Annotated in this window: 19 protein-coding genes and 1 tRNA gene; 5 read left to right on the top strand and 15 right to left on the bottom strand. The window is 73.5% G+C overall.

The genetic code is table 11. The annotated features are described in order from the left end of the window. Positions 1-175: 175 nt before the first annotated feature. Positions 176-1,357, bottom strand: coding sequence for a glycerophosphodiester phosphodiesterase (locus tag PV796_RS30735; protein ID WP_274916796.1), 1,182 nt, complete (start codon positions 1,355-1,357; stop codon positions 176-178). Between the two features lie 327 nt (positions 1,358-1,684). On the opposite strand from PV796_RS30735, the gene PV796_RS30730 reads away from it, so the two are divergent. After that, entirely contained in the window at positions 1,685-2,356 is a 672-nt protein-coding gene (locus PV796_RS30730; protein ID WP_274919310.1) for a lysophospholipid acyltransferase family protein, read from the top strand. A gap of 83 nt (positions 2,357-2,439) precedes the next feature. Here PV796_RS30730 and PV796_RS30725 read toward each other — a convergent pair whose 3' ends face one another. The 5 genes from PV796_RS30725 to PV796_RS30705 all read right to left on the bottom strand — a co-directional run bounded on the left by PV796_RS30725 (position 2,440) and on the right by PV796_RS30705 (position 9,721). Continuing rightward, complete coding sequence (locus PV796_RS30725) at positions 2,440-4,410, bottom strand: bifunctional metallophosphatase/5'-nucleotidase (protein ID WP_274916795.1); 1,971 nt, start codon at positions 4,408-4,410, stop codon at positions 2,440-2,442. A 271-nt stretch (positions 4,411-4,681) separates the two neighbouring features. Beyond that, positions 4,682-6,289 (bottom strand): MFS transporter, encoded by a 1,608-nt coding sequence (locus PV796_RS30720; protein WP_274916793.1) that lies wholly within the window; start codon positions 6,287-6,289, stop codon positions 4,682-4,684. Next, positions 6,286-6,837: a TetR/AcrR family transcriptional regulator gene (locus tag PV796_RS30715; RefSeq protein WP_274916791.1), complete on the bottom strand. Its 552-nt coding sequence runs from the start codon at positions 6,835-6,837 to the stop codon at positions 6,286-6,288. Before PV796_RS30715 ends, PV796_RS30720 begins: the two co-directional genes overlap by 4 nt. 157 nt (positions 6,838-6,994) lie before the next feature. Next, positions 6,995-8,425, bottom strand: a complete 1,431-nt coding sequence (argH, locus tag PV796_RS30710) for an argininosuccinate lyase (RefSeq protein ID WP_274916790.1) — start codon at positions 8,423-8,425, stop codon at positions 6,995-6,997. 93 nt (positions 8,426-8,518) lie between these two features. Continuing rightward, positions 8,519-9,721, bottom strand: a complete 1,203-nt coding sequence (locus tag PV796_RS30705) for an argininosuccinate synthase (RefSeq protein ID WP_274916789.1) — start codon at positions 9,719-9,721, stop codon at positions 8,519-8,521. 249 nt (positions 9,722-9,970) lie between these two features. On the opposite strand from PV796_RS30705, the gene PV796_RS30700 reads away from it, so the two are divergent. Then, positions 9,971-10,044 (top strand) — tRNA-Pro (locus PV796_RS30700). A 127-nt stretch (positions 10,045-10,171) separates the two neighbouring features. Here PV796_RS30700 and PV796_RS30695 read toward each other — a convergent pair. The 7 genes from PV796_RS30695 to PV796_RS30665 form a co-directional block, all read right to left on the bottom strand. Beyond that, positions 10,172-10,714, bottom strand: a complete 543-nt coding sequence (locus tag PV796_RS30695; RefSeq protein ID WP_274916788.1) for an arginine repressor — start codon at positions 10,712-10,714, stop codon at positions 10,172-10,174. A 19-nt stretch (positions 10,715-10,733) separates the two neighbouring features. After that, complete coding sequence (locus PV796_RS30690; protein WP_274916787.1) at positions 10,734-11,984, bottom strand: acetylornithine transaminase; 1,251 nt, start codon at positions 11,982-11,984, stop codon at positions 10,734-10,736. Next, positions 11,981-12,934 (bottom strand): acetylglutamate kinase, encoded by a 954-nt coding sequence (argB, locus tag PV796_RS30685; RefSeq protein WP_274916786.1) that lies wholly within the window; start codon positions 12,932-12,934, stop codon positions 11,981-11,983. The genes PV796_RS30690 and argB overlap by 4 nt, the downstream gene beginning before the upstream one ends. Before the next feature lie 85 nt (positions 12,935-13,019). After that, positions 13,020-14,177, bottom strand: a complete 1,158-nt coding sequence (argJ, locus tag PV796_RS30680; RefSeq protein ID WP_274916785.1) for a bifunctional glutamate N-acetyltransferase/amino-acid acetyltransferase ArgJ — start codon at positions 14,175-14,177, stop codon at positions 13,020-13,022. Positions 14,178-14,304: 127 nt separating this feature from the next. Beyond that, positions 14,305-15,333 carry an N-acetyl-gamma-glutamyl-phosphate reductase gene (gene argC, locus PV796_RS30675; RefSeq protein WP_274916784.1) on the bottom strand — a complete coding sequence of 343 codons (1,029 nt, stop codon included), beginning with the start codon at positions 15,331-15,333 and terminating at the stop codon, positions 14,305-14,307. 89 nt (positions 15,334-15,422) lie between these two features. Continuing rightward, entirely contained in the window at positions 15,423-17,000 is a 1,578-nt protein-coding gene (locus PV796_RS30670; protein ID WP_274916783.1) for a N,N-dimethylformamidase beta subunit family domain-containing protein, read from the bottom strand. Between the two features lie 210 nt (positions 17,001-17,210). Then, on the bottom strand, positions 17,211-17,402 hold the full coding sequence (locus PV796_RS30665) for a DUF1059 domain-containing protein (protein WP_274916782.1): 192 nt from the start codon (positions 17,400-17,402) through the stop codon (positions 17,211-17,213). 310 nt (positions 17,403-17,712) lie between these two features. On the opposite strand from PV796_RS30665, the gene PV796_RS30660 reads away from it, so the two are divergent. Further along, on the top strand, positions 17,713-18,486 hold the full coding sequence (locus PV796_RS30660; RefSeq protein ID WP_274916781.1) for a helix-turn-helix transcriptional regulator: 774 nt from the start codon (positions 17,713-17,715) through the stop codon (positions 18,484-18,486). Between the two features lie 37 nt (positions 18,487-18,523). Here PV796_RS30660 and PV796_RS30655 read toward each other — a convergent pair whose 3' ends face one another. Together PV796_RS30655 and PV796_RS30650 are read right to left on the bottom strand one after the other, a co-directional pair. Beyond that, positions 18,524-18,985, bottom strand: coding sequence for a GNAT family N-acetyltransferase (locus PV796_RS30655; RefSeq protein ID WP_274916779.1), 462 nt, complete (start codon positions 18,983-18,985; stop codon positions 18,524-18,526). 64 nt (positions 18,986-19,049) lie between these two features. Beyond that, positions 19,050-20,516: an aminotransferase-like domain-containing protein gene (locus PV796_RS30650; RefSeq protein WP_274916777.1), complete on the bottom strand. Its 1,467-nt coding sequence runs from the start codon at positions 20,514-20,516 to the stop codon at positions 19,050-19,052. Here PV796_RS30650 and PV796_RS30645 point away from each other — a divergent pair. Both PV796_RS30645 and PV796_RS30640 read left to right on the top strand, forming a co-directional pair. Continuing rightward, positions 20,515-21,471, top strand: a complete 957-nt coding sequence (locus PV796_RS30645; RefSeq protein ID WP_274916776.1) for a DMT family transporter — start codon at positions 20,515-20,517, stop codon at positions 21,469-21,471. The two genes, PV796_RS30650 and PV796_RS30645, sit on opposite strands and share 2 nt — an antisense overlap. 185 nt (positions 21,472-21,656) lie before the next feature. Next, positions 21,657-21,866 carry a DUF1918 domain-containing protein gene (locus tag PV796_RS30640; protein WP_274916775.1) on the top strand — a complete coding sequence of 70 codons (210 nt, stop codon included), beginning with the start codon at positions 21,657-21,659 and terminating at the stop codon, positions 21,864-21,866. Positions 21,867-21,875: the final 9 nt, after the last annotated feature.

Genomic DNA, 21,875 nt, shown 5'->3' with positions numbered 1-21,875 from the left:
CTGTCCGCTTCCGGACTCCCCGGACTGCGGCCGCGGCAATCTCCGCGGAGAGCATTCTGCGCGGGCATATGGGACAAGCGGAACGGACCGGCGCCAAGCTCCCCTGTGACATTCCCAACTCAGATGAGTGGGCGGGTGGATGGGGGCCGGGCGCCGGTCCGGGGCGTCGGGCGCGTCAGTGCCGGCGGAACTCCTCGGCGGCGACCAGCGCGGTGTCCGGGTTGTCCGAGAACAGGCCGTCGATGCCGGTGGCGAAGAGCGCCTTGAAGTACGCGAGCGCATTCCCGTAATCGCCCGGGTTCTTGCCGACCTGGAAGTCCAGCGGCAGGAAGCTGTTCTCGTTCCGCACGGTGTACGGGTGGACGACCAGGCCCGCCGCGTGCGCGTCGCGGACCAGGGTGGTGGGCTTGCCCAACGCGCCCTTGTCGTCCTGCGCGATGATCTGCGGCAGCCAGGGGCCGATGCCCTGGGCAAAGCCGGCGATCCACTTGAGCCCCGCGGGCTTGAGCAGGTCGGCGGTGGTGCGCGGGTCACCGGCCTCGACGAAGTCCCAGGGCCGGACGGACGGCTCGTCGAGCAGGACGACCTTCGGGCACTTCACGCCCAGTTCGCCGAGCCGCTTGAGGCTGCTGGGCTCGAAGGACTGCAGGAAGTTCGGGGCGTGGGCGGTGTGCCGGCCGTACCGGCGCAGCAGCTTGGCGAGCCGCTCCTCCAGGCCCAGGCCCAGCTTGCGGAAGTAGGTCGGGTGCTTGGTCTCGATGTGCAGCCAGACCGGGCGGCCGCGCTCGCGCCCCTTCTTCTCGGCCCAGCGCAGGGCCTCTTCGAAGGTGGGTATCTCCCAGACGCCGTTGTAGAGGGTGTTGTGCTGGCGGATGTCCGGTATGCGCTCCTTGGCGCGCAGCGTCTTGATCTCGGCGAGCGTGAAGTCCTCGGTGAACCAGCCGGTGATCTTCTTGCCGTCGATGGTCTTGGTCGTCCGGCGGCCGGCGAACTCCGGGTGGTCCGCGACGTCGGTGGTGCCGCTGATGTCGGGCTCGTGCCGCAGGATCAGGTGCCCGTCCTTGGTGGGGACGAGGTCACCGGCCTCGATGACGTCCGCGCCCATGTCGAGGGCGAGTTGGTAGGAGCCGAAGGTGTGCTCGGGGCGGTAGCCGCTGGCCCCGCGGTGGCCGACGACCAGCGGGAACGGCAGCTTCTTGGGCCGCCCCGCGGGCGTCGACCGGGCCGCCTGCGCCGCCGCGGACTCCGACCGGCCGGCCGCGCTCGCCTGCCCCGCACCGGCCAGTACGGCCGCCCCCGCGCCCAAGGCGGCGGCTCCCAGTACCGTCCGCCGCCCCGGCTCGTGCCGCTTCTCCATGCCCGCGCTCCTCGCTGTCCGTTGCGCCCCTGCCGGGCCCGGTGGCATCCCGGCCCGGCAGGGTTCTGTGCTTGTCTCTCGGCCTCTCGGCTGCCCAGGAAGGCGTGGTCGACACCCCTCCCGGAAAGCTCCTTGATCGTAAGCACGGACGGGTGATGTCGGGGAGACGTCCGGGAGGACTGTGGGGAACATGGACGTAACGCACGTCAACTCTGCGTATCGGCCTGGTGAACCCGATGTGCGCGCGGGAGTAACTCGCGAGTATGGTCCTGGGCTGCAGAGTGCTGCGCCCCCTTGAACCTGACCAGCCGCGACCCGGAGGACCCGTTGTCCCGCATTGTGCTGAAGGCGATTCTCGGACTCGTGATGCGCGTCCTGTTCCGTCCGAAAGTCGAGGGCCTGGAGCGGATCCCCGGGACCGGGCCGGTGATCCTGGCCGGCAACCACGTCACGTTCATCGACTCGATGTTCCTGACGCTGGTGGTCAAGCGGCCGGTGTACTTCATCGGCAAGGACGAGTACGTCACCGGCAAGGGCCTCAAGGGCCGGCTGATGGCCTGGTTCTTCACCTCCGCCGGGATGATCCCGGTGGACCGGGACGGCGGGCACGGCGGGGTCGCCGCGCTGATGACCGGCCGCCGCATCCTGGACGAGGGCCGCGCCTTCGGCATCTACCCGGAGGGCACCCGCTCCCCCGACGGCCGCCTCTACCGCGGCCGGACCGGCATCGCCCGGCTCACGCTGATGACCGGCGCCCCGGTCGTCCCGTTCGCGGTGATCGGCACGGACAAGGTGCAGCCCGGCGGCAAGGGCCGCCCGCACATCGCCCCGGTGACCGTGCGCTTCGGCGAACCGCTGGACTTCTCCCGCTACGAGGGCATGGACCGGGACCGCTACGTCCTGCGGGCCGTCACCGACGAGGTGATGAGCGACGTGATGGAGCTGTCCGGTCAGGAGTACGTCGACGTCTACGCCACGAAGGTGCGCACGGCCGCCTGAGACCCCGCCCACGCACTCGCGCCGAGGGCCCCGTCCGCTCAACGGACGGGGCCCTCGGCGTCGTTGCGGCTATCGACGGACGGTCAGCACGGCACCCGGAAGCCGCCGAGCGCCCGCTGGCCCTCGGCATCGCCGATCAGCGCGGTGCGCAGGGCCGCCTCCACCCGCGGCACCAGATTGCCGTCGGCGGCGAGGAGTTGCTGGTGCACGGCGACGGAACCGATGCGGGCGCCGGGGAGATGGGCGTTCTTGGCCGTGACGCGGTCCGGCTCGGCCGGCGACAGCCGCCGCTTGGCGCGGACATAGGCGACGAAGCTCTCGAAGTCCCGGGTGTGCCGGACCGGTTCGGTGAAGCCGGTGAAGGCGCTGAAGCCGTCCTGGTTGGTCAGGGTGTAGGAGGGCGCGGCCAGGCGGTAGCGGCGGGCCGGTCTGAGCGGCTCGTCGTCGATCAGGACCTCGGCGGGGTCGATCCGCCGTCCGGCCGGGGCGGTGGCGTCGAAGCGGTAGCGGACGTTGCCGGAGACGGCCAGCGGGGCGAAGGTGAGGCCGCCGTCCGCGGTCGACGCCCACTGCTGCTCCAGGGCTTCGTGGATCTGCCGGCCGGTGACCGTGACGGTGACGATCGGGTCGCCGAAGCCGACCGCGTTCCACGCCTGCCCGAAGGTGACCGCGCCGTCGGACGCCTCGTCGCGCACCAGGTCCCCGGAGATGATCGCGGCACCGACCCGCGGGGCCACCGCGATCACCGCGAGTTCGGCCGGAACGTTGCGGTGCCCGCCGCGGTCGTCCATCGGGCCGTGCGGCTGACTGCCCGCCCAGAGCGCCCAGTCGGCGACGAGGTTGCCCATGGTGGACTCCCCCACCGCGTTGCGGCGCTGGGTGAAGGAGGCGGTCTGGGTGCCGATCCGGGTGCGGGCGCGGCGGGCGCCGTAGCCGGCCCAGTAGTCGGCGATCTCCTTCAGCTCCCGATCGGGCGCGATGTCACGGGTGTTGGGGTGGTTGACGGAGGTGGTCAGGGATCTGATGACCTTTCCGCTCACCGGGTCGAGCCGGAGGTTGATCTCGTTGATGATCTGGCCGTAGCAGCCGGCCTCGACGAACGGGCGGGGCACGCCCTTGGGATCCGGCAGCATCATGGTGAACGCACAGTGCCAGTGGCCGGTGACGATGGCGTCGATGTCCGGCGAGACCCGCAGCGCCAGTTCGTAGGCCGGCCCGGAGGGGTTGCTGCCGCTCTCGAAGTTGCCGCCGGCGACCGCGCCGTCGTGCATGCTGAGCACGATCGCGTTGACGCCCCGGTTCTTGAGCGCCCTGGCGCAGCGGTTGGCGGTCTCCAACTCGTCCAGGGTGCGCAGTCCTGGCTGGTAGGAGCCGGGGAAGGACTCGGTGCCGATGGCGGTCAGGTGGATGAAGCCGATCGGCAGCCGCCGGCCGCGGCCGGCGTCCACGTGCACGATGTTGTACGGCGGCAGCACCCGCTCGCCGGTGTCCCGGCGGACCATGTTGGCGCTGTAGTAGGGGAAGTTGGCGCCGCGGAAGCGGTGGCCGGTGGAGTCGGTGAAGGAGGCGTCGCGGCCGACGACGGGGAAGGCGCGGCCGCGTTCCATGTGGTCACGGAGGAAGACCGTGGACTTGTCGAACTCGTGGTTGCCGGCCGAGGCGAAGTCCAGCCGCATGGCGTTGAGAGCCTCGATGGTGGGTTCGTCGGCGAAGGAGGCGGCGTCGAACTCCCAGCCGGAGAAGAGGTCGCCGGGGGCGAAGAAGAGGGAGTTGCGGCGCCCGGCGCGCAACCGCGCCAAGTGGGCGGCCATGTAGGCAACGCCGCCGACGGTGTAGCGCTTGCCGCCGGCACCGGTGATGACCGAGTTGGCGCCCGGGGCGCTGTGCAGATAGCCGTGCAGATCAGTGATGTTGAGCAGTTGGACGTCGACGTACTCGTGTGCCGTGGCGGCGTCGCGGGCGTGGCCGGTGGCGTAGGCGTTGGTGCCGATCGCGCTGGCGGTGGCCATCGCCCCCGCGGCGGTTACGAAGGACCGTCGTCCGATGTCGCGCACTGCGTCACTCTCCTGAGCGGGTCCGACCGTTGGGGGACGACGGGAGAGTCAAACGCGCCGCGCGGGACAACCGGCCACCAGGGCGCGTACCGGGCGTGAACGGCGGGGGACAGTCGCCCCCGGGGGCGTGTCCCGTGGATCATGGCCGGTGCGCGCGGTCACGATCCACGGGACACGCCTGAACGGGGGCGCGGTGCGCGGTGGTGTCCCTCGTTCGCCCGCCGGGGTGGACCCTTACGGGTGCTCGGAGGGGGAGGCGCGCCGGGCCGGGTCAGCGGCGTTCGGAGCCGGCCACCGGAGCGGTCTCGGGGTCCGTCGCCGGCTGCACGACGGGGGCGCTGTCCGCCAGTTCCTGGCCGCGGAGCAGGAACCAGGCGGCGACCGCGGCGCCGAGCAACACCACCGCGCCGATGCCGGCCGCGGTGTCCACGCCGCTCACGAAGGCGTCCTGAGCGGCCTTCAGCAGGGCGGCGCTCTGGTCGGCGGGGAGTTGGGCGGTGGCGTCCACGGCGCCGCCGAGCGATGAGCGGGCCGCGTCGACGACGTGTCCTGGCACCCCGACGGGGGCGGTGAAGCCCTGGTAGATGCTGGTGACGATGGAGCCGAGCAGGGCGATGCCGAGCGCGGCGCCGAGCTCGTAGGCGGTCTCGGAGACCGCGGAGGCGGAGCCGGCTTCCTCCTTGGGCACGCTGGAGAGGATCACGTCGGCGGTGACGGTGAAGGCGAAGCCGGCGCCGATGCCGACGACGAAGAGGATGACGCACAGCGCGAGGGTGCCGGTGTCGCCGTGCAGGGCCATGCAGCCGGCGAGCGAGAGGCCGACCACCGCGAGGCCGCCGGCCACCACCAGCCGCACCGACAGCCGGCGGGCGACCCAGCCGGCGGCCAGCCCGGCGCCCACCGCGCCGACCGCGGCCGGGAGTTCGACCAGACCGGCGTTGAGCGGCGAGCGCATCTGCACCATCTGGAGGAACTGGGAGAGGAAGAAGACCAGTCCGGACAGGCCGAGGATGGTCAGCAGGTCGGCCAGGACCGCGCCGGAGAAGCCCCGGTGTTGGAAGAGCTTCATGTTCAACAGCGGCGAGTCGAGGGTGAGCTGGCGGCGGACGAACCACACCAGGGCGAGCAGGCCGATGACGGCGGCCGGCCCGATGTCCCAGCGGAGACCGTGCACCGCCGCTTCCTTGATGGCGTAGACGACGCCGACGATGCCCACCAGCGACAGCAGCACGCTGGGGACGTCCCACGGTCCCGGGTCGGGGTTGCGGGACTCGGGGATGACCTTGGCGCCGACGACGACCAGCAGCAGCATCACCGGAAGGTTGATCAGGAAGACCGAGCCCCACCAGAAATGGCCCAGCAGGAAGCCGCCGAGGACCGGCCCGACCGCGGTGCCGGCCGAGGCCATCGCGCCCCAGATGCCGATCGCCAGGCTGCGTTCCTTGGGGTCGTGGAAGAGGTTGCGGATCAGGGCGAGGGTGGAGGGCATCAACGTCGCGCCGGCCACGCCCTGGAGGGCCCGGGCGGCGATCATCATCTCCGGGGTGCTGGCGTAGGCGGCGAGCACCGACATCGCGCCGAACGCCATCGAGCCGATCAGCAGCAGCTTCTTGCGGCCGATCCGGTCGCCGAGGCTGCCCATGGAGACCAGCAGGCCGGCGATGACGAAGGAGTAGATGTCGCCGATCCACAGCAACTGGGTGCCGGACGGCCGCAGATCCTCGCTCAGGAAGGGGGTGGCGAGGCCGAGGACGGTGGCGTCGACGCCGACCAGCAGCACCGCCAGGACGAGGACCGAGAGCGCGAGCCAGCGGCCCGGACGGGGTTGGTCATCGACATGGGCCGCACCGGCCCGGGGTGGCGCTATGCGCTCGCTCATTTCTCCATGCTCCGTCGGATGCCACCGAGCAGCAGCTCGGCGATCGAGTGGTTGAGGTCGCCGCGGGCCAGGCGTCCTTCGTGGACCGACCAGGCGCCCGCGCCGAGGAGGCCGTAGAACGCCTCGGTCAGCCAGACCGCGCTGAGGTCGACACGGAAGTCGCCCTCTTCCTGGCCGCGCCGGAACAGCGCGGCGAGCCGGGCGTCGAGCCGGGCCCAGCCGGCGTTGACCGTCCCGCCCTCGAAGAGTTGGTTCTCGGTGAAGAGGAAGGCCAGTACCGCGGCGACCGGTTCGGCCTCGCCGACCAGTCGGCGCAGCGCCTCGACGGCGCTGCCGTCGTCGAGGCGGGCGGCGTCCATCGCCCGCGCGAACATCTCGATGCCGTGCTCCTCCAGGGCACGGATCAGCGCATCGCGGCCGGCGAAGTGCCGGTGCAGGGTCGCCCGGCTGATGCCCGCGGCGCGCGCGATCTCGTCCATGGACGTCGTGGAGCGGCGGGTGAGCAGCGCGGCGGCCTCGGTGAGTACGCGTTCCCGATCCACAGCCATGAGACAGAGACTAACCGAATGAGACGTCGATGTCTCATCGAGGGGGCGGCGCCTGGCTCTCCCCCGCTGCGGAACGGGCCCCACGCACGAGGGCGGCCTCCACCCGCATCGGGTGGAGGCCGCCCCGGACGGCCGGGCGTGACCCGGCCGCCTTAGGTCACTTCCGGGCCGCGGCCCACTCCTGCTGTCCGGCCAGGTCGGCCCGCACCTCGGCGAGCTGCACCGCCACCGCCGACGGCGCGGTGCCGCCGCGGCCGTTGCGGGAGGCCAGCGCGCCGGGGACGTTGAGCACGCCCCGGACCTCGGGCGTCAGATGCGGCGAGATCTTGGCGAACTGCTCGTCGGTGAGCTGGTCCAGCTCGATGCCCTGCGCCTCACACTCCTTGACGCACTCGCCGGCCACCTCGTGCGCCACCCGGAACGGCACGCCCTGCTTCACCAGCCACTCCGCGATGTCGGTGGCCAGCGAGAAGCCGGCCGGCGCCAGCTCCGCCATCCGCTCCCGGTTCACGGTGAGGGTGGCCATCATCCCGGTGAACGCCGGGAGCAGCACCTCCAGTTGGTCGCACGAGTCGAAGACCGGCTCCTTGTCCTCCTGGAGGTCGCGGTTGTAGGCGAGCGGGAGGGCCTTCAGCGTCGCCAGCAGGCCGGTCAGATTGCCGATCAGCCGGCCGGACTTGCCGCGCGCCAGCTCCGCGATGTCCGGGTTCTTCTTCTGCGGCATGATCGACGAGCCGGTGGAGAAGGCGTCGTGCAGGGTCACGAAGGAGAACTCCTTGGTGTTCCAGACGATCACCTCCTCGGCGATCCGGGACAGGTTGACGCCGATCATCGCGGTGATGAAGGCGAACTCCGCGACGAAGTCCCGGGAGGCGGTGCCGTCGATGGAGTTGCCCACCGAGCCGCGCTCGAAGCCGAGGTCCGCGGCGACCGCCTCCGGGTCCAGGCCCAGGCTGCTGCCGGCCAACGCCCCCGATCCGTACGGCGAGACGGCGGTCCGCTCGTCCCACTGCCGCAGCCGCTCCGCGTCCCGGGACAGCGCCTGGACGTGGGCGAGCACGTGGTGGGCGAAGAGCACCGGCTGGGCGTGCTGGAGGTGGGTGCGGCCGGGCATCGCGACGTCCGGGTGCGCCTCGGCGAGGCCGACCAGCGCCTCCTGGAGGTCGGCGAGCAGCCCGCCGACGATCCGGGCGTGGTCGCGCAGGTACATCCGGAACAGCGTGGCCACCTGGTCGTTGCGGGACCGGCCGGCCCGCAGCTTGCCGCCGAGGTCCGGGCCGAGCCGCTCCAACAGCCCCCGCTCCAGGGCGGTGTGCACGTCCTCGTCGGCGACGGTGCCCACGAACGCGCCGGAGGCGACGTCGACTTCGAGCCGGTCCAGCCCGTCGAGCATCCGCGCCAGTTCGTCCTCGGTGAGCAGGCCCGCCGTGTGGAGCACCCGGGCGTGGGCGCGCGATCCGGCGATGTCGTAGGGGGCCAGGCGCCAGTCGAAGTGCACCGAGGCGGACAGCTTGGCCAGGGCCTCGGCCGGTCCGTCCGCGAACCGTCCGCCCCAGAGCCGGACGTCACCGGTGTTGCCGTTGCTCACTTGTGCTGCTCCTTGCTGGATGGGGTGGTGGCCGGCCGCCCGCCGGCGGGGGTGCGCCCGTGTCCGGGCCGCGGGGCCCGGCGCGCGGTCGCGTCAGGCTCTGCCTGCCAGGTCGCGCTGCCCGGCAATCCTGCTCGACATGCCGAAGAGTTCGATGAACCCCTTGGAGAGCGACTGGTCGAACGTGTCACCGGTGTCGTAGGTGGCGAGGTCGAAGTCGTAGAGGGACTGCTCCGAGCGGCGCCCCGTGACCACCGCGCGGCCGCCGTGCAGGGTCATCCGCACCTCGCCGGAGACGGACCGGTTGGCCTCCTCGACGAAGCCGTCCAACGCCCGCTTCAGCGGCGAGAACCACAGGCCGTCATAGACCAGTTCGCCCCAGCGCTGCTCAACTCCCCGCTTGTAGCGGGCCAGTTCGCGCTCGACGGTGACGTTCTCCAGCTCCTGGTGCGCGGTGATCAGCGCGATCGCGCCCGGCGCCTCGTACACCTCGCGGGACTTGATGCCGACCAGCCGGTCCTCGACCAGGTCGATCCGGCCGACGCCCTGGGCGCCGGCCCGCTCGTTGAGCCGCGAGATCGCCTGGAGGACGGTGACCGGCGCGCCGTCGAGGGCGACCGGCGCGCCGTGCTCGAAGGAGACCACGACCTCGTCGGCCTCGCGGGCGACGGCCGGGTCCCGGGTGTACGCGTAGACGTCCTCGGTCGGCGCGTTCCAGATGTCCTCCAGGAAGCCGGTCTCCACGGCCCGCCCGAAGACGTTCTGGTCGATGGAGAACGGCGACTTCCTGGTGGTGGCGATCGGCAGGCCGGCCTTCTCCGCGAAGGCGATGGCCCTGTCCCGGGTCATCGCGTAGTCCCGGACCGGGGCGAGGCAGGTGAGGTCGGGGGCGAGGGCGGAGACCCCCGCCTCGAAGCGGACCTGATCGTTCCCCTTACCGGTGCATCCGTGCGCGACCGCGCCCGCGCCGTACCGCCCGGCGGCGGCGACCAGGTGCTTGACGATGGCCGGCCGGGACAGCGCGGAGACCAGCGGATAGCGGTCCATGTAGAGGGCGTTGGCCTTGATCGCCGGGAGGCAGTAGGCGTCGGCGAACTCGTCCTTGGCGTCGACGACCTCGGCCTCGACGGCGCCGCAGGCGAGCGCCCGCTTGCGGATGACGTCCAGGTCCTCGCCGCCCTGGCCGACGTCGACCGCGACGGCGATGACCTCGGCGCCGGTCTCCTCGGCGAGCCAGCCGATGCAGACGGAGGTGTCCAGTCCGCCCGAGTAGGCGAGTACAACGCGCTCGGTCATGGGGGCCTCCTTGCGTGCATGCCCTGATAGGCATAAGTATGCACTCGCCCGTATGATTCGTCAATGAAGGGGGAAAGTGCAGGTCAGGGAGGTGATGAGAGGACGTACGGGGCGCTCCGGAGCGCGCGTTGGACCCTGCCAGGGGACCCGGAGTCACCCCGAAAAGACCCCGCTTTGGATTCATCGGCCGGGACAGGGTATTTTTCTGTCTGCACGCCCCGACCGGGAACGCCCGGTCGGTACGAGCACCGGGACGTGGCGCAGCTTGGTAGCGCACTTGACTGGGGGTCAAGGGGTCGCAGGTTCAAATCCTGTCGTCCCGACGGTGCAGAACACAGGCCGGAGGCCGCTCCTCGCAGGGATGCGAGGAGCGGCCTCCGGTCGTTTTGCGTGCGGGTCGGGGGTCGCGGGGGCCCTGGTGCCCGCGACCCCCGACCCCTCGGACGGACGCTAGCGCGCCCCCTGCGCGAGCTGGAGGAGATGGTCGGCGAGCTGCTGGCCGCCCGACGGGTCGCGGCTGATCAGCATGAGGGTGTCGTCGCCGGCGATGGTGCCGAGGATGTCGTGCAGCTCCGCCTGGTCGATGGCGGAGGCCAGGAACTGGGCGGCTCCCGGCGGGGTGCGCAGGACGACAAGGTTGGCCGACGCCTCGGCGGAGATGAGGAGTTCGCCGGAGAGGCGGCGCATCCGCTCCTCCTTGGCGGACTCCCCCAGCGGCGCCCGCGGCGTGCGGTCGCCGCCCTCGCTCGGTACCGCGTAGATCAGCTCGCCGCCGGTGTTGCGGATCTTGACCGCGCCCAGCTCGTCCAGGTCGCGGGAGAGCGTCGCCTGGGTGACGGAGAGGCCGTCGTCGGCGAGCAGCTTGGCGAGCTGGCTCTGGGAGCGGACCGGTTGCCGGTTGAGGATGTCCACGATCCGGCGGTGGCGGGCGGTGCGGGTCTGCGGCACGGCCGGGCCGTTGATCGGCGGCTCGGTCTCCTGCGGCTCGGTCATCGTTGCGTCAGTCTCCGGATCATCGTTCCCCGTTGGCCGCTTGCTCGGCCGTCGACAGGACGCCGGGGAGCTTCTGGAGGAAGGTCTCCACCTGCTCGTCGGAGACGATCAGGGGCGGGGCGAGCCGGATGACGTCCGGCGCGACCGCGTTGACCAGAAGGCCCGCGTCCTGGGCCGCCTGTTGCACCTGGGATGCGTGGGGCCCGCTCAAGACGATACCGAGGAGCAGGCCGACTCCGCGGACCTGGCCGACGAACGGGTGCGCAACGGCCTCGATCCCGGAGCGCAACCGCTCGCCGGTCCGCCGCACGTGGTCGAGCAGGCCGTCCGCCTCGATGGTGTCCAGGACGGCGAGGGCGCCGGCGCAGACGACCGGGTTGCCGCTGAACGTCGAGCCGTGCGAGCCGGGGGTGAGCAGCTCGGCGGCCGGGCCGAAGGCGAGGGTGGCGCCGATCGGGAGGCCGCCGCCGAGGCCCTTGGCGAGGGTGATGACGTCGGCCTCGACGCCCTCGGCCTGCGAGGCCAGCCAGTACCCGGTGCGGCCGATGCCGGTCTGGATCTCGTCGAGGACCAGCAGGGTGCCGGTGGCGGCGGTGATCTCGCGGGCGGCCTTGAGGTAGCCGGCGGGCGGGACGATCACGCCGTTCTCGCCCTGGACGGGTTCGAGGATGACGAGGGCGGTGTCGGTGGTGACGGCGGCCCGCAGGGCGTCCGCGTCGCCGTACGGGACGAAGGTGACGTCGCCGGGCAGCGGGCGGAACGGATCCTGCTTGGCGGGCTGGCCGGTGAGCGCCAGGGCGCCCATGGTGCGGCCGTGGAAGCCGCCGGAGGTGGAGACGATGTGGGTGCGGCCGGTCAGCCGGCCGATCTTGAAGGCGGCCTCGTTGGCCTCCGCGCCGGAGTTGGAGAAGTAGACCCGGCCGGGCCGGCCGGCGAGCGCGAGCAGGCGCTCGGCGAGGGTGACGGTGGGCTGCGCGACGAAGAAGTTCGACACGTGGCCGAGGGTGGCGATCTGGTCGGTGACGGCGCGGACCACCGCGGGGTGGGCGTGGCCCAGCGCGTTGACCGCGATCCCGCCGAGGAAGTCGAGGTAGGCGTTGCCGTCGGCGTCCCAGACGGTGGCGCCCTCGCCCCGGACGAGCGGGAGGCGGGGGGTGCCGAAGTTGTCCATCATGGCGCCCTGCCAGCGCCGGGTGAGCCCTTCGTTGGTGGCCGGTCCGTGGTCGGTCGTGGTGTCCCCGGTGGCCGGGGTCGCTGCCGCGGTGTTCATTCCGTCCCCTGTGCGGTGTGGTGTGCGGTGGCCTGGGCGTCGCCGGAGCACGGATCGGGGTCCGGGACGACCATGGTGCCGATGCCCTCGTCGGTGAAGATCTCCAGCAGGATCGAGTGTTGCACCCGGCCGTCGATGACCCGGGCGGTGCGCACCCCGTTGCGCACCGCGTGCAGACAGCCCCGCATCTTCGGGACCATGCCGTTGGCCAACTCGGGCAGCAGCTTCTCCAGTTGGCTCACGGTGAGCCGGGCGATGACCTCGTCGCTCTGCGGCCAGTCCTCGTAGAGGCCCTCGACGTCGGTGAGGACCATCAGCGTCTCCGCGCCGAGCGCCGCGGCCAGTGCGGAGGCGGCGGTGTCGGCGTTGATGTTGAAGACGCCGGAGAGCTCGCCCTCGTCGCTGCTGCGGGCGATGGAGGAGATGACCGGAATCCGGCCGTCGTCCAGCAGCGCATGCACGGCGCCCGGGTCGATCGCGGTGATCTCGCCGACCCGGCCGATGTCGATCCGCTCGCCGTCGACGTCGGCATAGTGCTTGGTGGCGGACATCAGATGGGCGTCCTCGCCGGTCATGCCGACGGCGAGCGGGCCGTGCTCGTTGAGCAGGCCGACCAGCTCGCGCTGGACCTGGCCGACCAACACCATCCGGACGACGTCCATCGCCTCGGGCGAGGTGACCCGCAGGCCGCCCTTGAACTCCGATGCTATGCCGAGGAGTTCGAGCTGGGCGCTGATCTGCGGGCCGCCGCCGTGCACCACGACCGGGCGCAGTCCGGCGTGCCGCAGGAAGACCACGTCCTGGGCGAAGGCGCGCTTGAGCTCCTCGTCCACCATCGCGTTGCCGCCGAACTTGATCACCACGGTCTTGCCGTGGTGCCGGGTCAGCCAGGGCAGCGCCTCGACGAGGGTGCGGGCCTTGGGGAGCGCGGTGTGCTTACGGGTCGTCATGCGACGGTCTCGTTCCGCTCGGTGGGGGAGGCGTGGGGTGCGTGGGGCGACCGCGGGTCCGCGGCGGGGGCGGCCGTGGGGCCGGTCATGAGGAGTACGCGCTGTTCTCGTGGACGTAGTCGGCGGTGAGGTCGTTGGACCAGATGACGGCGGAGTGCGCGCCGGCGGCGAGGTCGGCGGTGATCCGCACCTCGCGGTAGCGCATGTCCACCAGCTCGCGGTCCTCGCCCACCGAGCCGTTCTTGCACACCCAGACGTCGTTGATCGCGACGTTGAGCCGGTCCGGGTCGAAGGCGGCGGCGGTGGTGCCGATGGCGGAGAGCACCCGGCCCCAGTTGGGGTCCTCGCCGTGCAGGGCGCACTTGAGGAGGTTGTTGCGGGCGATGGAGCGGCCGACCTCGACCGCGTCGTCCTCGCTCGCGGCGTTGATCACCTCGATGCGGATGTCCTTGCTGGCGCCCTCGGCGTCGCCGATCAACTGCCGGGCCAGGTCGTCGCAGACCTCGCGGACCGCCGCGGCGAAGGAGTCCGGGTCCGGGACGACGCCGGAGGCGCCGGAGGCCAGCAGCAGCACGGTGTCGTTGGTGGACATGCAGCCGTCGGAGTCGACCCGGTCGAAGGTGGTGCGGGTGGCGCCGCGCAGCGCGGCGTCCAACTGCTCGGCGGGGACGTCCGCGTCGGTGGTCAGCACCGCGAGCATGGTGGCGAGGCCGGGCGCGAGCATGCCGGCGCCCTTGGCCATGCCGCCGACGGTGACGCCCTCGGAGGTGGTGACCTGGGCGGTCTTGTGGACGCTGTCGGTGGTCTTGATGGCGATGGCGGCCTTCTCGCCGCCGTGGCCGGTGAGTTCGGCGGCGGCCTTCGCCACGCCGGGCAGCAGCTTGTCCATGGGCAGTCGCACCCCGATCAGGCCGGTGGAGGCCACCGCGACCTCGCCGGCGCTGTGCCCGTCCAGCACCTCGGCGACCTTCTCGGCGGTCGCATGGGTGTCCTGGAAGCCGAGCGGGCCCGTACAGGCGTTGGCGCCACCGGAGTTGAGGATCACCGCGGAGACCCGGCCGCCCTTGAGGACCTGCTCGGACCAGAGGACCGGCGCGGCCTTGACGCGGTTGGCGGTGAACACGCCGGCGGCGGCCAGCCGCGGCCCGCTGTTCACCACGAGGGCGAGGTCGGGGTTCCCGCTCTCCTTGATCCCGGCGGCGATGCCCGCCGCGAGGAAGCCCTTGGCTGCCGTCACACTCACTGCTTCTCCTCGTTCGCCCCGCCGCAGCAGCGGCTCGTGTCGTTGTCGGCCGCGTGGTGCGGCGACGCCCCTTCGGTCGTGGGCCGCGGCCCGGCGGCCACGCGCGCCCCGCCGGGAAGCGCCCGGCTCACGGCGCGACCCCGGCCGCGGACAGGCCCAGGTCCTCGGGGAGGCCGAGGGCGATGTTCATGCTCTGGACCGCGCCGCCGGCGGTCCCCTTGGTCAGGTTGTCGATCGCGCTGATCGCGATGATCCGGCCGGCCGCCGGGTCGAGCGCCACCTGGATCTGCGCGGCGTTGGAGCCGTACACGGCCGCGGTCGCGGGCCACTGGCCCTCGGGCAGCAGCCGGACGAACGCCTCGCCGGCCAGCGCCTTGTCGTACGCGGCGCGGACCGACTCGGCGGTCACTCCGGGCCGGGCCTTGGCCGAGCAGGTGGCGAGGATGCCGCGCGGCATCGGCGCCAGGGTCGGGGTGAAGGAGACCGACACCGGCTCGCCGGCCACCGCGCCGAGGTTCTGCGCGATCTCCGGGGTGTGCCGGTGGCCGCCGCCGACCCCGTACGGGCTCATCGAGCCCATCACCTCGGAGCCGAGCAGGTGCGGCTTGAGGGCCTTGCCGGCGCCGGAGGTGCCGGACGCCGCGACGATCACCGCCTCCGGCTCGGCGAGGCCGGCCGCGTAGGCGGGGAAGAGCGCGAGCGAGACGGCGGTGGGGTAGCAGCCCGGGACCGCGATCCGCCGGGCCCCGGTCAGCGCCGCCCGGCCGCCGGGCAGCTCCGGCAGGCCGTAGGGCCAAGTGCCGGCGTGCGGCGAGCCGTAGAACGCCTCCCAGGCGGCGGCGTCCCTGAGCCGGAAGTCGGCGCCGCAGTCCACCACCAGTACGTCGGGGCCGAGTTGCTCGGCGACCTCGGCGGACCGGCCGTGCGGCAGTGCCAGGAACACCACGTCGTGGCCGGCCAGCGCCTCGGCCGAGGTGGGCGCGAGCTCCCGGTCGGCGAGGGGGGCGAGGTGCGGCTGCAGGTCGCCCAGGCGCTGCCCGGCGTTGGAGTGCCCGGTCACCGCCCCGATCTCGACCCGGGGGTGCCCCAGGAGCAGGCGCAGGACCTCGCCTCCCGCGTATCCGCTCGCTCCGGCGACTGCTGCTCGTACCGTCATGGCCGCTTGACCCTCCTCTTCGATGGCATGACTATACGAAACTTAGCAGTTTTATGCAATGGTTCTGCGGGGCTCGCGGCGCTACCCGCTCATCCCCCGTACACGCGGTCGGTGTTGCGCTGCGGGGCCGGGCGGTGGCGGGCCGCCGGGCCCGCGGCGAAGGCGCGCAGCAGGTTCTCGGTGGTGCGGGTGACGAACGCGCCGGTGCGGCGGTCGAGGCCGTGGTTGCGGCCATTGTCCCGGGTGCCGGCCATGAGGGCCTCGACCCAGCGCATGGTGCCGGTGGCGAAGACCCCGGCCCCGCTGGGCACGGTGTAGTAGGCGGAGTCGGCGTGGCTGGCACGGCCGCGGCAGACCAGCGGGGAGTGCGCGACGATCTCCAGGTCGGCAGGGGTGGGGGCCTCCGGTGTGACCCGGTCGTACTCCACCCCGACCAGGTGCGCGAAGGCGTCCCCGGGCCTGACCCCGGTGCCCTCGAAGAGCCAGTGGTCGGCGCCGTGGACGACGTAGGGCGCGTCCGTCGGGTAGCCCTCGTAGAAGACGCCGGTGAGGGAGGACTCGGGGTCGGCGGCGGGCGGGGCGCGGAAGTCGTGGGTGGGCGGGGCCTGGTGGGCGGCGAAGGCGGGGTCGTCGCGGTAGGCGGTCTTGTAGCACGTCACGGTGGGCGGCCCGCCGTTCGGGCCGGCGTCCAGGCGGACCCGGCGGAAGCAGGCGTTGGCGCCGAGGAAGGCGACGTTGGTGCCGGCGTCGCGGGCCCGGGTGACGTGCTCGCGCTGCTGCGGCGTCCAGTACTCGTCGTGGCCCGGGGAGAGCACGGCGGTGGCGCCGCGCAGCGCGTCGGCGTCGCGGTGGACGTCGAGCGAGGTGGTGTAGGCCAGCGGCAGCCCGAGGCGTTCGGCCAGCACCACCAGGGCGCGCTCGTAGACCAGGAACTTCTCGGCGCCGGTGGCGTCGTAGGGGCGGTCGAAGGTGACGGCGAGGGAGCGGCCGGCGTAGTCGCCGTCCCGGCCGCGGTAGAGGCTGTGGCCGCCCCAGGCGTTGTACGCCTGCCAGGTCGTCACCGCGTGCATCAGCACGGTGCGGCCCGCGGCGGCGGGCGAGCGGACCACGAGCGGGACGTAGCGCTGGTGGCCGTGGTCGGCGTCCAGGCGCAGCAGGTAGGCGCCGGGCGGCCAGCCGTCGGTGCGGACGGCGGTGGTGCGCGGCCAACCGGCCCGTACCGTACGGGTCTTGGGCAGCAGGTGCGGCGCGGGGGCGCGGCGTCCGGCGAGGCGGTCCGAGCGCCACACCAGGCGGGCCTGGGCGCCGCCGTACCAGCCGACCCGGTAGGCGGAGACCCGGAAACCGGGCGCGGTGGTGGAGACGTGCAGGCCGAACTCCTCGCCGGGGAGCACGCTGACGCGGTCCGGGTAGCCCTCGATCGCGTCCGGCGGGCCGGTGGTGCGCAGTCGCCAGTCGGGGCTGCCGGGGCGGTCGCGCTCGGCGGCGAGCGGGTCCGCTGGGCGGCCGCCGCGCGGACCGTCGCCGGAGGTGGCGCAGCCGGTCAGGCCGGTGGCCAGGGCCGCGAGGCCGGTGGCCGCGCCGAGGAAGCGCCGGCGGTCCAGGCCGGGCCGCGGGCGGTCCCCGGGGGCGCCCTCCCCCGCGTCGTGCGCCGCGCCGTCCGCCATCGGCCCGCTCCCGTCCGTGCGTTCCCGGTGGTGCCCGGCGGACGCGTCGCGGCGGTGCCGCCGGGCGGGCGCCGGGTGCCCGTTCCAGGACGATCCTGCGCCGGGCGGCGCGGCCCGACGACCGCAGCGGGCCCGAACGCGGGTACCGGGAGCGCGCGTGCCCGGCCGCCCCTGGGAACGACCGGGCACGACCACCGCTCCACCGGTGGCTCAGGCGGGCTGTGGCATCTCGTTCCTGAGGGACTTACGGAGTTGCTCGCGCAGTTCGGGGCTGTCCGTGTGGCCGTGCACGGCGATCGCGTGCGCGGTGGCGGCGCGGAGCACTTCCTCCTCCTCGCCGGCGATGACGAGGGTGCACTTCTTCTCGCTCGGGTAGTCCCGACAGTCGATCATCTTGCGCATGCCCCACCACCTCCTCGTCCTTCCAGTCTCGGCCGGCGGCGCCGGGCCGGCCCGGCGGGTACGGGGAACCGCGTATGGCGCTGCGGCGGCCGCAACTGGTGCAGTAGAAGGGAGAAGACGGCGGTCACGGCGGTCTCCGCCCGCTCGGGCGGGAAGCGCGTCCATGCCGTCGGGCGCCTCGCGCGCCCGACGCCCCCGGCCGGTCTTCCCCCGGCCGGCCGGGCGGCCCCGCTCCGGGCGGCTCCCGGGCGCCTCGGGAGCCGTCCCGAGCGGCCTTGACCGCTGCCGGGGGGCTCGGCAGGCTGGACGTATGAGCACGGCCGCGGAGGCCGGCGTGCGGCGCATCCTCCCCGTCGTGGACCTCCTCATCGACGCCGTGGACGAGGACGCCCTGGTCCCGGCGCTGCTGCCGCTGCTGCTCGACGCGGTCCCCGGCGACAGCGTCATCTGGTCGCCCCGCCCGGACCCGGCCCATCCGCTGTGCACCCTCCCCGCCGGCCTGCTGAGCCGGGACGTGCTGGACGCCTTCGACCGCGGGTGGTGGTGCGACTCCTTCGTGCGGCACACCCGGCTCGGCAGCGGCACCCCGATGCGCCGCTCCGCCCTCCAGACCACCGGCGAGTTCCACGCCCTGCCCGTCTACCCCGACGTCTACCGACCGTTCGGCGCCGAGCGGCAGTTGGCGATGTCCTTCCCCGCCGGGTACGCCGCGGGCGGGCCGCGCCGGGTCGCGGTGGTGGTCAGCCGGGGCCGGCGGGACCGCGACTTCAGCGACGCCGACGTGGCCGCCGCCGGCCTGCTGCGCGCCCGCCTGATCCGGGCCCTGGGCCGCCTCGCCCCGCCGCCCCCGGAGCCGGCCCGGGACCTGGTCACCCGCCGCGAATCGGCGGTGCTCGGCCTGCTCGCCGACGGTCTGACGAACCAACAGATCGCGCACCGGCTGGCGATCAGCCCGCGCACCGTCGACAAGCACCTGGAGCACGCCTACGCCAAGCTGCGGGTCGGCGGCCGGGTCGCGGCGGCCAACGCCTGGCTGATGCGGACGGGTGCGCCGGCGGACCGCGCCCCGGACGCCGGGGCGTGAGGCCGCCATGTGCCCGGCGGCCGCGGTGACTTGACCGTCAGGCGGCCTCCGGCGCGAGGGGCCCCGGGTCGAGCAGCCCGAGCGTCATCCACTGCTCGGGCGCGACCAGCGGCCGGAAGCCGACCTTCTCGTAGACGCCGTGCGCGTCCTTGGTGGCGAGGGTGATCCGGGCCAGCCCGTGCGGCTCCAGCTCCGCTGCGACCGCCTCCACCAGGGCGGTGCCCAGACCCTTGCCGCGGTCGTCGGGGCAGATGTAGACGTCGCAGAGCCAGGCGAAGGTGACGTAGTCGGTGACGATCCGGGCGTAGCCGGCCTGGCGGCCCGAAGCGGCTTCGTACAGGCCGAAGTTGAGCGATCCGGCGACGGCCCGGTCGTGGTGCTCGCGGGTCCGGCCCAGGGCCCAGTAGGAGTCGGTGGCCAGCCAGTGGTGGACCAGGGCCACGTCGAGCCGGTCGGGGTCGGTGGAGATCTCGTAGCCGTCGAGGGCGCGCGCGTTCATGCCGGGAGACTGGCAGATGGGGCGCGCGGAGTCGAACGGGTACCCGGTGCCGACCCCGGCCCGTTCAGCCGACCGGGACGCCCAACTCCTCGCAGGCGGTGCGGAGCCTGCGGACGCCCTCGTCCAGTTCGCCGGGGCCGGCCGCGGAGGCGAAGCTCAGCCGCAGGTGAGGGGCGGGCGGCTCGGCGGGGAAGTAGGGGCGGCCGGCCGCCACCGCGACGCCGGCGCGCTGCCCGGCGCCGGTCAGCGCCGCCTCGTCGGTGCCGTCCGGCAGCCGCAGCCAGATGTGGCAGCCGCCGCGGGCGGTGCGGCTGCCGGGGCCCGCGGCGACCAGCGCCGGCACCTCGCGCTCCAGCGCGGTCCGCATCGCCTGCCGACGGGTCGCCAACTCCCCGGCCACCAGCCGGAGATGACGGCCCCAGGCGGGCGAGCCGACGAGCTCCAGCGCGGCCTCCTGGAGCGGCCCCGGCACGAAGAAGCTGTCGACGACCTGGATGGCGCGCAGCCGGTCGAGCACCGGGCCGCGGGCCGCGAGGGCGCCCACCCGCAGGCTCGGCGAGGTGATCTTGGTGAGCGAGCGGACGTGCACGACGGTGCCGTCCGGGTCGTCGGCGAGCAGCGTCGGCGGCAGCGCGGGCGCATCGGCGTGGCCCAGGAAGCGGGCGAAGTCGTCCTCGACGACGAACGCGCCGGCGGCCCGGGCGATCCGCAGCACCTCCCGGCGGCGCTCGGCGACCAGCGCCGCGCCGGAGGGGTTCTGGAACAGCGGCTGGCAGAGGAACAGCCGGGCGCCGCTGGCCCGGAAGGCGTCGGCGAGCAGATCGGTGCGCACGCCGTCGGCGTCCATCGGGACCGGGACGGGGCGGAGTCCGGAGGCCCGGGCGACCGCCAACAAGCCGGGATAGGTGGGTGATTCGAGCAGGACCGGGGCGCCGGGGGCGGCCAGCGCGCGCAGCGCGGCGGTCAGCGCGCTCTGGCCGCCGGCGGTGATCAGGACGTCGCTGGCGGCGAGCGGTCCGCCGGGCCCGCCGATCTCCCGGGCGAACCACTCGCGCAGCTCCGGCACCCCGTCCAGGGGCGGCCGCCCCCAGGCGCCGGGGCGCCGTCCGGCCCGGGCCAGCGCGGCGGCCAGGGCACGTTCGGGCTGGAGGGAGGGGTGCAGATAGCCGCCGTTGAACTCGATGACGCCGGGCGCGGGGGCGGCGAGGGTGGCCAGCACCCCGGTGGCGTCGACGCTGCGCGGCACCTGGTCGCCGGCCGGCTCGGCGCTCAGCGCGATCTCCTGCCAGGAGGTGTCGACCCGGCGGGGCGCCGCGCTACGCGGCTCGGCGCGGAACGCCCCGGCGCCGGGGCGGGTGACGACCAGCCCCTCGGCGACGAGCACGGCCAGCGCCCGGGAGACGGTCACCGGGCTGACCCGGTGCCGCTCGACCAGCGCCCGACTCGATGGCAGCTTCTCACCCGGGGAGTAGCGCTCCAGCTCTTCCCGCAGGCTCGCGACCAGTTCAGCCCCACTGCTACGCTCATGCATGAGAGCTAACGATAGCGCTATCGCCTCGACGCCGATAGCGGTCGCCACCCCGGCCCCCGGTCCCGCCGCACCGCTCCCGGCGCCGCAGGGCCGCGCATCGGGCTCCGGCGCCCTGCTCGCCGTCCTCGGCGTCGCCTCCTTCTCGCTGACCTTCCCGGCAACTGCCTGGGCCCTTGAGGGGATGGCCCCCTGGACGGTGGTGATGCTGCGCAACGTGCTGGCCGCGGTGCTGGCCGGCGCGTGCCTGGTGGCCTGCCGGGCCCGGTTGCCGGCACGCCGCCACTGGTTCGGCATCGCCGTGGTCGCGGCCGGCGTCGTGCTGGGCTTCCCGATCCTGACCACCCTCGCCCTGCAGACCTCCACCACCTCGCACGCCGCCGTGGTCGTCGGCCTGCTGCCGCTGACCACCGCCGCCTACTCGGCGGTCCGCACCGGGTCCCGCCCGTCCCGGACGTTCTGGATCGCGGCCCTGGTCGGCGCGGCGCTCGTGATCGCCTTCGCGGTGCAGCAGAGCGGCGGCAGGCCCAGCACCGGCGACCTCTACCTCTTCGCGGCGCTGGTGCTGTGCGCGGCCGGCTACGGCGAGGGCGGGCGGCTGGCCCGCCAGATGCCGGGCTGGCAGGTGATCGGCTGGGCGCTGGTGCTGTCGCTGCCGTTGACCGTGCTCGGCGCGGCGCTGTCGCTGTACGCCGAGCCGGCGCCGCGGTGGACGGGCCACTCGGTGGCCGGGCTGGTGTGGCTGGCGGTCGGCTCGACGTTCCTGGGGATGATGGTCTGGTACCGCGGGATGGCCGCCATCGGCATCTCCCGGGCCAGCCAGCTCCAGCTCGCCCAGCCGCTGCTGACCCTGGTCTGGTCGGTGACGCTGCTCGGCGAGCACCTGCCGCCGGCCGCCCTGCTGACCGCGCTGGCGGTGCTGGCCTGCATCGTGGTCACCCAGCGGGCACGTAGCTGACGGCCCGGCGCCGGGGCCCGCCCTCACCGGGTGCGCCCCGGCACCCCGGACCTAAACTGGCGAACGACGGCAGGTAGTGCCGTCCGGGCCGCTCGCGGGCCCGCAAACCGTTGGCCGCCCCACCGCCCGGCCGCCGTGCGCGTCGGCCACCCCGGTCGGCGGCCGCCCGAAGCGGAGGAGCCCAGATGCACGCGAAGACGGGCGACCGGCTGCTGGTGCACGGCAGGACCGTCGGTCACGGCGACCACGTCGTCGAGATCGTGGAAGTGCTGGGGACCAACGGCGAACCGCCCTTCCGCGTCCGCGCCGAGGACGGCCACGAAACGATCATGTGGCCCGGTCCGGACTGCGTCGTCCAACACCCCAAGTCCACCCAACCCCACACCATCCGCTAGCGGACCGCG

It is taken from the genome of Streptomyces sp. WZ-12 (assembly GCF_028898845.1).
GTDB lineage: Bacteria > Actinomycetota > Actinomycetes > Streptomycetales > Streptomycetaceae > Streptomyces.
Note: the sequence above shows the minus strand (reverse complement) of the source record. Positions and strands in the feature narration are given on the sequence as shown.